The organism is Mycobacterium sp. pV006 (assembly GCF_041287115.1).
Lineage (GTDB): Bacteria > Actinomycetota > Actinomycetes > Mycobacteriales > Mycobacteriaceae > Mycobacterium.
This window is the reverse complement of record NZ_JBGGKT010000009.1, coordinates 145,800-157,625: the sequence shown is the minus strand read 5'-3', so window position 1 is coordinate 157,625 and position 11,826 is coordinate 145,800. Positions and strand designations below refer to the sequence as shown.

At 69.9% G+C, this 11,826-nt stretch carries 9 protein-coding genes and 1 pseudogene; 7 read left to right on the top strand and 3 right to left on the bottom strand.

Annotation, left to right across the window (positions count from 1 at the left end):
- Nucleotides 1–2 precede the first annotated feature (2 nt).
- The 4 genes from miaA (at nucleotide 3) to ACAG25_RS15685 (ending at nucleotide 4,782) form a co-directional block, all read left to right on the top strand.
- A complete protein-coding gene (gene miaA, locus ACAG25_RS15700) occupies nucleotides 3–926 on the top strand; it encodes a tRNA (adenosine(37)-N6)-dimethylallyltransferase MiaA (protein ID WP_370489478.1) in 924 nt (307 codons plus the stop codon).
- A 4-nt stretch (nucleotides 927–930) separates the two neighbouring features.
- Entirely contained in the window at nucleotides 931–1,803 is an 873-nt protein-coding gene (gene dapF, locus ACAG25_RS15695) for a diaminopimelate epimerase (RefSeq protein WP_370489387.1), read from the top strand.
- Nucleotides 1,804–1,848: 45 nt separating this feature from the next.
- A complete protein-coding gene (hflX, locus tag ACAG25_RS15690) occupies nucleotides 1,849–3,258 on the top strand; it encodes a GTPase HflX (protein WP_370489386.1) in 1,410 nt (469 codons plus the stop codon).
- A 210-nt stretch (nucleotides 3,259–3,468) separates the two neighbouring features.
- The gene (locus ACAG25_RS15685) at nucleotides 3,469–4,782 is read left to right on the top strand and encodes a DEAD/DEAH box helicase (protein ID WP_370489385.1); all 1,314 of its coding nucleotides are present in this window, start codon (nucleotides 3,469–3,471) and stop codon (nucleotides 4,780–4,782) included.
- Here the strand turns inward: ACAG25_RS15685 and ACAG25_RS15680 are convergent.
- Nucleotides 4,755–7,037 (bottom strand): molybdopterin guanine dinucleotide-containing S/N-oxide reductase, encoded by a 2,283-nt coding sequence (locus ACAG25_RS15680; RefSeq protein ID WP_370489384.1) that lies wholly within the window; start codon nucleotides 7,035–7,037, stop codon nucleotides 4,755–4,757. The two genes, ACAG25_RS15685 and ACAG25_RS15680, sit on opposite strands and share 28 nt — an antisense overlap.
- Before the next feature lie 161 nt (nucleotides 7,038–7,198).
- On the opposite strand from ACAG25_RS15680, the gene ACAG25_RS15675 reads away from it, so the two are divergent.
- Nucleotides 7,199–9,310, top strand: a complete 2,112-nt coding sequence (locus ACAG25_RS15675) for an LGFP repeat-containing protein (RefSeq protein ID WP_370489383.1) — start codon at nucleotides 7,199–7,201, stop codon at nucleotides 9,308–9,310.
- 23 nt (nucleotides 9,311–9,333) lie between these two features.
- On the opposite strand, the gene lexA is transcribed toward ACAG25_RS15675, so the two are convergent.
- Entirely contained in the window at nucleotides 9,334–10,041 is a 708-nt protein-coding gene (gene lexA, locus ACAG25_RS15670; protein ID WP_370489382.1) for a transcriptional repressor LexA, read from the bottom strand.
- Nucleotides 10,042–10,238: 197 nt separating this feature from the next.
- Here lexA and ACAG25_RS15665 point away from each other — a divergent pair, with 197 nt between their 5' ends.
- Both ACAG25_RS15665 and nrdR read left to right on the top strand, forming a co-directional pair.
- The gene (locus ACAG25_RS15665) at nucleotides 10,239–10,721 is read left to right on the top strand and encodes a LysM peptidoglycan-binding domain-containing protein (protein WP_370489381.1); all 483 of its coding nucleotides are present in this window, start codon (nucleotides 10,239–10,241) and stop codon (nucleotides 10,719–10,721) included.
- Between the two features lie 114 nt (nucleotides 10,722–10,835).
- Entirely contained in the window at nucleotides 10,836–11,300 is a 465-nt protein-coding gene (gene nrdR, locus ACAG25_RS15660) for a transcriptional regulator NrdR (RefSeq protein ID WP_370489380.1), read from the top strand.
- 12 nt (nucleotides 11,301–11,312) lie between these two features.
- Here nrdR and ACAG25_RS15655 read toward each other — a convergent pair.
- Nucleotides 11,313–11,810, bottom strand: a pseudogene (locus ACAG25_RS15655) (PhzF family phenazine biosynthesis protein); the annotation flags it as partial.
- Nucleotides 11,811–11,826: the final 16 nt, after the last annotated feature.

Here is an 11,826-nt window from a genome sequence, read left to right as displayed (position 1 = left end):
CGCTGCGGCCGCTGGCCGTGGTCGGGCCGACCGGAACCGGCAAGTCCGAGCTGGCCCTCGAAGTCGCCGACCGGCTCGAGGTGCCCGCCGAGGTGATCAACGCCGACGCGATGCAGCTGTATCGCGGGATGGACATCGGCACCGCCAAGCTGCCGCCCGACCAGCGCCGCGGCGTGCCGCACCACCAACTCGACGTCCTCGAGGTCACCGAGACCGCCAGCGTGGCCCGCTACCAGCAGGCCGCCGCCGCGGACGTCGAGGCCGTCCTGGCCCGCGGCGCGGTGCCGATCATCGTCGGCGGGTCGATGCTCTACGTGCAGTCGCTGCTCGACGACTGGACGTTTCCGGCCACCGATCCCGCGGTGCGGGCGAAGTGGGAGGCCCGCCTGGCCGAGGTCGGGGTCGGCGCCCTGCACCGGGAACTGCACGGGGTCGACCCCGCCGCCGCGGAGTCGATCCTGCCCACCGACGGCCGCCGCATCGTGCGCGCCCTGGAGGTCGTCGAGCTGACCGGACGGCCGTTCGCCGCGTCGGCACCCCGGATCGGGGCGCCACGGTGGGGCACCGTGATCGTCGGATTGGACTGGCCGACAGCAGAACTCGACGAACGGTTGGCCCGGCGCACCGACACGATGTTCGCCACCGGGCTCGTCGAGGAGGTACTCGCGCTCATCGATCGGGGTCTGCGTGACGGCGTCACCGCCGCACGCGCGCTGGGTTACGCGCAGGTGCTCGCCGACCTCGACGCCGGCGGCGCCGGCGCCGGCGCACGCGAGCCGACGTTCCTGGGCACCCGGCGCTACGTCCGCCGGCAACGGTCCTGGTTCCGCCGCGACCACCGCATCACCTGGCTCGACGGGGCCGCCGACGGGGGACCGCAGCGCCTCGCCGAGCGTGTCACGCGGACCTGGCGGGACGTATCCTGACCAGGTGAAGTTCGCGAAAGGCCACGGCACGCAGAACGACTTCGTCGTACTGCCCGACCTGCCGGCCGCGCTCGACCTGGCGCCGCCGGCGGTCGCTGCGCTGTGCGACCGTCGGCGTGGACTGGGCGCCGACGGCGTGCTGCGCGTGACGACGGCCGGTGCCGCGCGCTCCGCTGGTGTGCTGAGCCGGCTCCCGGACGGCGTGGACACCGACGACTGGTTCATGGACTATCGCAACGCCGACGGGTCCGTCGCGCAGATGTGCGGCAACGGGGTACGGGTATTCGCCCACTACCTGCACGCCAGCGGACTGGAGCGGCGACCCGAGTTCGTCGTCGGATCGTTGGCCGGGCCGCGGCCGGTGGTTCTGCACACCGCCGATCACCTGGCCGCCGACGTCACCGTCGAGATGGGCAAGGCCAACGTCTTCGGCTCCGGACACGCCGTGGTGGGCGGCAGACACTTCACCGGTCTGGCCGTCGACGTCGGCAACCCCCACCTGGCCTGTGTCGATCCGACCCTGAGCGGCCGCGACCTGGCCGCCCTCGACGTCGCCGCCCCGGTGGAGTTCGACCGTGCGCAGTTCCCCGAGGGCGTCAACGTCGAAGTGCTCACGGCGCCGATCGACGGCGCGGTCTCGATGCGGGTGCACGAGCGCGGAGTGGGGGAGACCCGGTCCTGCGGCACCGGGACCGTTGCCGCGGTGGTGGCCGCGCTCGCGCATTCCGGCGATCAGACCGGCCAGTTGCGGGTACTCGTCCCGGGTGGAGAAGTCCAGGTCACGGTCACCGAGGGCAGCAGCTTCCTGCGCGGGCCCTCCGAACTGGTCGCGCACGGCGAACTCACCGAGGAATGGTGGGACGCCCAGCGACGTTAATTGGGGTGCATGAAAAGTGATCTCCGTGCGAACCTTGATTCGCCTATGACATATCCCGAATTCCTCGACTCACCCAGCGCCGGCGAACTGGCGCTCGAAGACCGCAGTGCGCTGCGACGCGTCGCCGGGCTGTCCACCGAGCTCTCCGACATCTCGGAGGTCGAGTACCGCCAGCTGCGCCTCGAACGTGTCGTGCTGGTCGGCGTCTGGACCGAAGGCAGCGCCGCGGACGCCGACGCCAGCCTGGCCGAGCTGGCCGCCCTGGCCGAAACCGCGGGCTCCGAAGTCCTCGAAGGCGTCATCCAGCGCCGCGACAAACCCGACCCGGCCACCTACATCGGCTCCGGCAAGGCCGCCGAGTTGCGTGAGGTGGTGCTCGCGACCGGCGCCGACACCGTGATCTGCGACGGCGAACTCAGCCCCGCCCAGCTCAACGCGCTGGAGAAGGTCGTCAAGGTCAAGGTCATCGACCGCACCGCGCTGATCCTCGACATCTTCGCCCAGCACGCCACCAGCCGCGAGGGCAAGGCCCAGGTGTCGCTGGCGCAGATGGAGTACATGCTCCCGCGGTTGCGCGGCTGGGGTGAGTCGATGTCCCGCCAGGCCGGCGGCCGGGCCGGCGGCGCCGGCGGTGGCGTCGGCACCCGTGGTCCCGGTGAGACAAAGATCGAGACCGACCGTCGCCGCATCCGCGAGCGCATGGCCAAGCTGCGCCGAGACATCAAGGAAATGAAGAAGATCCGCGATACGCAGCGCAGCGGTCGACGGCGCAGCGAAGTGCCCTCGGTGGCCATCGTCGGCTACACCAACGCGGGCAAGTCCAGTCTGCTCAACGCACTGACCGGCGCCGGTGTGCTGGTCGAGAACGCACTGTTCGCCACCCTCGAACCGACCACGCGCCGAGGCGAATTCGACGACGGCCGGCCGTTCGTGCTGACCGACACCGTCGGCTTCGTCCGGCACCTGCCCACCCAGCTGGTCGAGGCGTTCCGGTCGACGCTCGAAGAGGTCGTCGACGCCGACCTACTGGTCCACGTCGTCGACGGCTCCGACGTCAACCCGCTGGCGCAGATCAACGCCGTGCGGCAGGTGGTCAACGAGGTGGTCGCCGAGTACGGCATCGCCTCACCGCCGGAACTGTTGGTGGTCAACAAGATCGACGCCGCCGACGGGTTGACGCTGGCACAGCTGCGCCGTGCGTTGCCCGGAGCGGTGTTCGTGTCGGCGCACACCGGCGACGGGCTGGACCGGTTGCGTGCCCGCATGGCCGAACTGGTGGTGCCCACCGACGTCGCCGTGGATGTCACGATCCCGTACGACCGGGGCGACCTGGTGGCCCGCGTGCACGCCGACGGACGCGTCGACGCTGCCGAGCACATCGCAGAGGGCACCCGCATCAAGGCGCGGGTTCCGGTGGCGCTGGCCGCCGTCCTGGCCGACTTCACCACACCCTGACCTGTACGAATACGCTCATACCGGCCTGGTGCGCTAGGCTTTGTGAGCGTCGGCCGCGGACATGTTCCCGCTTTCCTGCCGACTCAGACCATCCATCACGGCGTCGACCACCTCGTGGAAGCCGCCACCGTGTGCGCATCACCGCTGGACTTCCTGTCGCGGTCGCTCGGGCACACACCGCCCGAAACGGCACTGACAGAAAGATCGTTCATGACCACCTCTGTGTCCTCGTTGTCCTTCGCTGACCTCGGCGTGCCCGCACCGCTGGTGACCGCGGTGACCGCGCGCGGCATCACCGCGCCGTTCCCGATCCAGACCGCGACGCTGCCCGACGCCCTGGCCGGGCGCGACGTGCTAGGTCGCGGAAAGACCGGCAGCGGCAAGACGCTCGCGTTCTCGCTGCCGCTGGTCGCCGCGCTGACCGGGCAACGGCGCCAACCGTCGCGACCGACCGGACTGGTGCTCGCCCCCACCCGGGAACTGGCCACCCAGATCACCGCGACCCTGGAACCGCTGGCGCAGGCCTGCGGGCTGCGGGTCACCACGATCTACGGCGGAGTCTCCCAGAAGCGTCAGGTCGACGCGCTGCGCGCCGGCGTCGACATCGTGGTGGCCTGCCCGGGTCGGTTGGAAGACCTGATGGGGCAGAAGCTCATCCGTCTCGACGGGGTCGCGGTGAGCGTGCTCGACGAGGCCGACCACATGGCCGACCTCGGGTTCCTGCCCGGTGTGACGCGCATCCTGTCGGCGACACCCGCCGACGGTCAGCGGCTTCTCTTCTCCGCGACGCTGGACAACGGCGTCGACAAACTGGTGCGCCGCTTCCTGCACGACCCCGTGCTGCATTCGGTCGACGAGGTCGACGCGGCGCCGGTGCAGATGACCCACCACGTGTTCCACGTCAACGGCACCTCGGAGAAGAAGGCCCTGGTGCACCGGCTGGCCTCCGGCACCGGGCGGCGAATCCTGTTCATGCGCACCAAACATCAGGCGCGCAAGCTTGCCAAGCAGCTCACCGAGGCCGGCGTACCGTCAGTCGACCTGCACGGCAACCTGAGCCAACCGGCACGCGAGCGCAATCTCGCCGCGTTCGCCGACGGTTCGGCCCGCGTGCTGGTGGCCACCGACATCGCCGCCCGCGGCGTGCACGTCGACAACGTGGAACTGGTCGTCCACGTCGATCCGCCCATGGAACACAAGGCTTATCTGCACCGGTCGGGACGTACCGCGCGGGCCGGCAGCGACGGCGACGTCGTCACCGTGGTCCTGCCCGAGCAGCGTCGCGACACCCAGCAGCTCCTCAAACGCGCCGGAATCACCGTGCGCCCCACCGACGTTCACGCCGATTCCGACGAAGTGCACGCCCTCGTCGGTGAGCTTGCACCGCTGCGCCGCGCTCCCCAGCCGACCGCGACCCCCGCAGCACGTGCCCCCGAGCGCGGCCGCGCCCCGGCCAACCAGCAGCGCCCGCGGCGCCGCCGGCCGCGTCGCCCCGCTCAGCGGGCCACCAACGCGGGCGGCTGAAACGCGCGCACCGATGGCGCGTCACCGGTGAACCTCTCCACCTCCACCAGCGTGTGTGCCCCGCTGCAGCCCCGGGCCAGCGACGAGGTCCCGGCGTCGTCGGTGAGCACGTTCGGGTTGCCGTGCACACACATCGCATCGGGATCGGCCGGATCGGCCGGGTCGAACCACGCGCCGGTGGACAACTGGACCACCCGGGCGTGCACCGCGTCGTCGACGACCACACCGGCCAGGCAGGCCCCTCGGTCGTTGAACACCCGCACCACGTCCCCGTCGGTGAGGCCGCGCGCGCGGGCATCGGCCGGGTTCATCCGGATCGGTTCGCGGCCCGCCACTTTCGAGCGTCGGCTGGTCGCCCCGCCGTCGAGTTGACTGTGCAGCCGCACCGCCGGCTGGTTGGCCAGAAGGTGCAGCGGATAGCGCTGCGCCGAGGGTGCGTCGAGCCATTCGGCCGGTTCGAACCACTTCGGGTGCCCGGCGCAGTCGTCGTATCCGAACGCGTCGATCTCGGCGGAGAAGATCTCGATGCGCCCACTCGGCGTTGCCAGGCGGTGCCCGTGCGGGTCACGCCGGAAGTCGGCCAGCAACGTCAACCCGGTTTCGGTGGGCAGGCGCAGATGTCCCTGGCGCCAGAACTCCTCGAAGGTGGGCACCGCGAAATCGAGTGTCCGCGACCATGAGTCGTACATGTGGGCCAGCCACTGCGCCGATGTGCGGCCTTCGGTGAACTCGGCGCCCACCCCGAGCCGGTGGGCCAGCGCGGCGAAGGTGTCGTAGTCGTCGCGGGCCTGTGCGTAGGGCGGCACCAGTCGGGGCATCGCCATCAGCACGGGGTCGTTGCGGGAACCGGACAGGTCGTCGCGCTCGGCGAACGTCGTCGACGGCACGACGATGTCGGCGTGCCGCGCCATCGCGGTCCAGTACGGATCGTGCACCACGACCGTGTCGGGCCGGTGCAGCGCCCGCCGCAGCCGCGGCAGGTTCTGGTGATGGTGAAACGGGTTGCCGCCGGCCCAGTACACCAATCTGATGTCGGGGTAGGTCAGGCGTTCGCCGTTGTAGTCGAACGGCTGCCCCGGCTGCAGCAGCAGGTCGCTGATCGCGGCCACAGGGATGAACGACGGCACCGGATTGACCCCCTGCGGCAACCGCGGCAACCCGCACCGCAGCGGTGCCAGACCCGGCTCGTTCATCGAGCCGTAGCCGTGTCCGAAGCCGCCGCCGGGCAGGCCGATCTGACCCAGCATCGCGGCCAGCGTCAGGCCCATCCACGGGGCCTGCTCGCCGTGACGGGCACGCTGCAGCGACCAACTGACGGTGACCAGCGTGCGCGACGCCGCCATCTGGCGCGCCAGCGCGACCAGATCGTCGGCGTCCAGACCGCTGATCCCGGCCGCCCACTGCGGCGTCTTCGCGACCCCGTCGTCGGCGCCGAGCAGGTAGCGCTCGAACCGCCGGTAGCCGGTGCAGTGCGATTCCAGGAAATCCTCGTCGGCCAAAGACTCGGTGGCCAGCACATGGGCCAGGCCGAGCATGACGGCGACATCGGTGCCCGGCTTGACCGGCCACCACCGGCACGGTCCGGTGAAGTCGTCGCGCAACGGCGACACCGAGACCACCTGGCCGCCGCGATCGAGGAACCGCCCCAGGGCGGCACGAGCCGGATGGGCCGTGGTGCCGCCGTGGTTGACGCCGGTGTTCTTGAGCGCGACGCCGCCGAAGCAGACCATCAGGTCGGTGTGGTCGACGATGACGTCCCACTGCGTGGAGCGCTTGAACAGGTCGTCGTGGGTGCCGACCACCCGCGGCATGATCACCCCGGTGGCGCCCAGACTGTAGGAGTGCCGGGAGAAGGTGTAGCCGCCGAGGCAGTTGAGGAAGCGGTGCACCTGGCTCTGGGCGTGATGGAACCGACCGGCGCTCGACCATCCGTACGACCCGCCGAAGACGGCCTGGTTGCCGTACCGGTCGATGACCCGGCGCAGCTCGGCGGCGAGCAGGTCCTCGAGTTCCTCCCACGACACCGCGACGAACTCGTCGGCTCCGCGGCACTCGCTCGGTCCCGGACCGTCGTCGAGCCAGCCCCGGCGCACTGCCGGACCGGTGACGCGGGAGGTGTGACGCACCGAGCCGGGGAGGTTGCCCAGGGCCGGTGACGGGTCGTCGGAACCCCACGGAGCGACGGCGGTGATGTCGCCGTCGGCGACCGTCGCTGCGAACGCACCCCAATGGGTCAGACTGCGCGGGGTGGGCATCCGGGGAGTCTAGTGACCACTACAGGCAGGTCACAGTCCGGTGACCGGCGCATAATCTTTGGGTGAACCGGCGAGGTTCCTTGGTTATCGAGGCCCTCTCAAGCAGAGTGAGAGCACGCGGTAACTTCGCAGGACCGAATCGCCGACCGCGGGGAGGATGAATGATCCGGCAGCACATGCTGCGCAAACGTGGGGTCGGTCGTCTGACGATCGGGCTGCTGGGACTCGCCACGGCGTTCCTGCTGGCGCCTGTCGCGACTGCACAACCGGAGGTGGAGGCCGGCGGCGCCATCACCGCGGCATGGGAGGCCACCGGGGGAGACGCCGGTCCGCTGGGACCCCGTTCCGGCGACGTGTACCCCGTCGGCGAGGGCTTCGCGCAGAACTTCGCAGCGGGCAAGATGTTCTTCAGCCCGGACACCGGCGCCCATTTCATGCAGGGCGCGATCCTGGAGAAGTACGAGGCCCTCGGCGGTCCCGCGGACAGCGACCTGGGCTTCCCGAAGATCGACGAAGGTCCCGGCCGTGCCGAAGGCAGCCGCAACAGCACGTTCAGCGCAGCCGACAACCCGGTGATCTTCTGGACACCCGCCACAGGTGCGCGGGTCGTCCGCGGTCCCATCAACGCCGCCTGGGACCGTCTCGGCGGGTCCTCGGGGGTGCTCGGTGTCCCGGCCGACGACGAGACCTACGACGGCTCGGTGGTCCGGCAGAGGTTCACCGGAGGTGAACTGTCCTACGACTCCGCCACCAAGACGTTCACCACGGTTCCGCCCGAACTCGCAGGCCAGTTGACCGACCTGTCGGTACCTGACGACCCGGTCTCGGCCATCAACGCCGCCCGCCGCGCCGCCGGTGGTGCGCTCGGTCCGCTGGGTGCCGCCGAGGGCGAGCCCTACCCGATCGGTGACGACGGGCTCGGCCAGGACTTCGTCAACGGCAAGATCTTCTACAGTCCCGAAACCGGCGCCAATGTCGTCACCGGGCAGGTGCTCGAGAAATACGAGAGCGTCGGCGGTCCCGAGGGCGATCTCGGGTTCCCGACCAGCAGCGAATCCGACGGCGGCATCGCGCCCAGCCGGATGGGCACCTTCGCCGCCGCGGACAACCCGGTGATCTTCTGGACACCCGACCACGGAGCGGTGATCGTGCGCGGCGCCATGAGAGCCGCGTGGGACAAGCTCGGCGGCGCTGCCGGTGCGCTCGGCGCTCCTGTGGCGGATCAGTCCCAGGACGGCAACGTCATCACCCAGCGGTTCAGCAACGGCGCCATCACCTATGACACCGCGAGCCGGAAGTTCACCGCTGAACCCGGGAATCTGACCGCGGAACTGGCCGGGCTGGAGGTGCCCGCGCAGCAGACCCCGCCGGCCACCCCGGCCTCGCCGCAGGCCGAGACCGCCGACGACGAGGGCACCGGGTTGCAGTGGTCGTGGTGGTGGCTGGTGGCCATCGTGGCACTGCTCGCGCTCGTCGGGGTCGTCGGCTTCGTGGTGCTGCGCAACCGCGGCGGCGCGGGCGACGACCCGTTCGGGCCCGACGCAGGCTATGACGACGGATACGACACGCCGCGCAGCTCGTTCGGCGCCGGCGCGGACTCCGGGGGGTACGGCGCGGGTTCCGACGACGAGGACGAGTTGTTCGGTGACCGCTACGCCCGCGAGGGTCTGAGCGCGGTCGCGACGGCGACACCACCGGAACCGTCGGCATCCTCTGCGATCTCCGAGGACGTGGAGCCGACACCGCTGAGCTTCTGGGGGGTGCCGTCCGTACCCGAAGAACCGCGGGACCCCGAGGGTTTCGACGGCGCTGCTCGTGACGACGAGTCGGATCTCGGTGCCTTCGAGGAAGATCCCGACGCCGTCGACACGACACCGACCCGGATCCCGACGGCCGAGGAGATCGAGGACTACGACGAGTCCGGCGAGCCGGACGACTACGACGACTACTACGACGACGAACCGCTGGTCGAGGCGGACCGAGAACCTCTGGTGACCGCCGTGCCCGTGGGACCCAACGCCGAAAGGGACGCAATGACCGACACCGGCCGCCACGCTCGCATCGACGATGACGAGCCGACTCCGGGCGGTACCGCGGTGCACATGCCCCTCGACGATCCGCGTGAGGTGCCCGAGGGTTACCCGGTCAAAGCCGATACCCGCTCAGGGTTGTACTGGACCCCCGAGGACGGGGACTACGCCGACGCGCCTGCCGAGTTGTGGTTCGCCAGCGAGGAGATGGCGATCACGAACGGATTCGTGCGCAGTCGCTAGCCTTGCCGCGACGCGGCGGCCGGTCACACCTTGCGGATGACGGTGACCACCTTGCCGAGAATGGCGGCATCGTTGCCGGGGATCGGATCGAACGCCGGGTTGTGCGGCATCAGCCAGACCTGGCCACGCGTGCGCTTGAACGTCTTCACCGTGGCCTCCCCGTCGATCATGGCGGCGACGATGTCGCCGTTGTCGGCGACGTTCTGCTGACGGACCACGACCCAGTCCCCGTCGCAGATCGCCGCGTCGATCATCGATTCGCCGACGACCTTGAGAAGGAACAGCGACCCCTCGCCGACGAGCTCGCGGGGGAGCGGGAACACGTCCTCGACAGCTTCCTCGGCCAGGATGGGACCGCCGGCTGCGATCCGACCGAGGACCGGGACGAACGTGGGCTCGGGCAGCACGTCGGAACCGCTGACCTCGGTGGCGGGCACGGCCGCCGCGGCGGTCTCCTCGAGTCCGCGTACGTCCACCGCGCGCGGACGGTTCGGGTCCCGGCGCAGATAGCCCTTACGTTCGAGGGTGCGCAGCTGATGGGCCACCGACGACGTCGAGGTCAGCCCTACCGCGTCCCCGATCTCCCGGATGCTCGGGGGATAGCCGCGACTGGTGACCGACTCTCGGATCACCTCGAGGATGGTGCGCTGGCGCTCGGTCAGGCCTGACCTGCGATCACCGGCGGTGCTGGTGGCGGAGCCGGCCGTGGTGTCGCTGCTGTCATCGCTCATGTGTCCGAATGTATCCCAGAGTCCGGACACGATCAAACATGTGTTCGACCGCGTGTCGGCATCGTTTCGGTCCGCCCGGACTTGTCAGTGGGCTCCGTTAGCGTCTGCAACAGTTCGATCACATGTTCTATCAATCGAACACATGGTCGACTACAGTTCGAACACACAGGCGAAAGCAGAACGAGAGGCGGGGCGACATGACGGTCATCTACACACCCGAAACGTGGGGCGAGATCACCGAGGCCGGGTGGGAGCGCGGGACCCGGACCAGGCGGGCACGTCCGGCCAGAGTGCCGGCGACGACGGCCCCGTCGGGGTCGCGCCGCCCTGCGGTGGCCCCCATCCGTCATCGCGGCACCGGCGTCGCGGTGTCCCGCGCCCCGCACCGTCGCCGGCCCATCACCCCGGCCACCACCGTGATGCTGGCCCTCGTGGCGGCGGCCATCACCGTGTGGTTGGGGCTGGTGGCTCAGGTCGGCGGGGTACAGGGCGCCCAGGCCGCGGTGCCGACACAACTGGCGGTGGTCCAGGTGCAGGCCGGCGAGTCGCTCCAGCACGTGGCCCGCCGGGTTGCGCCCGAGGCGCCCGTGGCCGACGTCGTGGCGAAGATTCGCGAACTGAATCAACTCGAGACCGTCGCCCTGAATGCGGGCCAGACGTTGATCGCGCCCGTCGCCTGACCCCCGACGATGAAACGACATGTGCCGATCGGACTGGCGTCAGGGCGTCGCGGCGTCGCGCAGGTAGGCTCGAGAACGTTCGAAGCGTTCTGTCGATGCGGCGAAGGAGTGGACGTGCACTGTCCTTTCTGCCGGCATCCTGATTCCCGCGTCGTCGATTCCCGAGAGACCGATGAGGGGCAGGCCATCCGTCGCCGCCGCTCCTGTCCGGAATGCGGCCGGCGGTTCACCACCGTGGAGTCCGCGGTGCTCGCCGTGGTCAAACGCAGCGGAGTCACCGAACCCTTCAGTCGCGAGAAGGTCATCAAAGGGGTCCGGCGCGCCTGTCAGGGTCGGCAGGTCGACGACGACGCGTTGAACCAGTTGGCGCAGAAAGTCGAAGACGCGGTGCGCGCCACCGGGTCTCCGGAGGTCCCCAGCCACGAGGTGGGGCTGGCGATCCTCGGACCGTTGCGAGACCTTGACGAGGTTGCCTATCTGCGGTTCGCCTCGGTGTACCGCTCCTTCTCGTCGGCCGAGGACTTCGAGCGCGAGATCCAGGCGCTGCGGGCCCACCGCGAAGTGTCCACGCAGAGCTGAGTTCGCCGCCGCTCAGTCGATCCGGCGCACCCCGTCGTCGGCGACACGGCCGGCGACTTCCACCCAGCCTTCCGGACTCCATGTCGTGTGGATGACCGAACCTCGTCCCTGCACGATGGTCAGGTCGCGACTCAGGTACTCGGTGATGCGTACCGCGGCCGCGCCCGTGGCCTCGTCCTCACGAATCCCGAGGTGCGGAGCGAACATTCGGGAGCGAATGGTGTTCGACGCCTCGTCGGCCCATGTCCACAGATAGTGTTCGACGTCGTCGCCGTAGTCGTCCGGGTCGGCGGCAGCAAGTTCGTCGAGGCTTGCGATCTCGTGGATGACGAAATCGGGTGCCCAGGCGGCGCGGGCACTGACCGACGTCACGTCGTCACGGTAGCCGACCTGCACGACACCGGCCGGCACCTGAAGGGTCTTGACCGGTGCGCCGCGGTCCCTCAGCCACCACGCGGCGCCGACCGTCGGGTGGCCCGCGAAGGGCAGCTCGGTGGTCGGGGTGTGGATATGGGGCTCTTCGTAA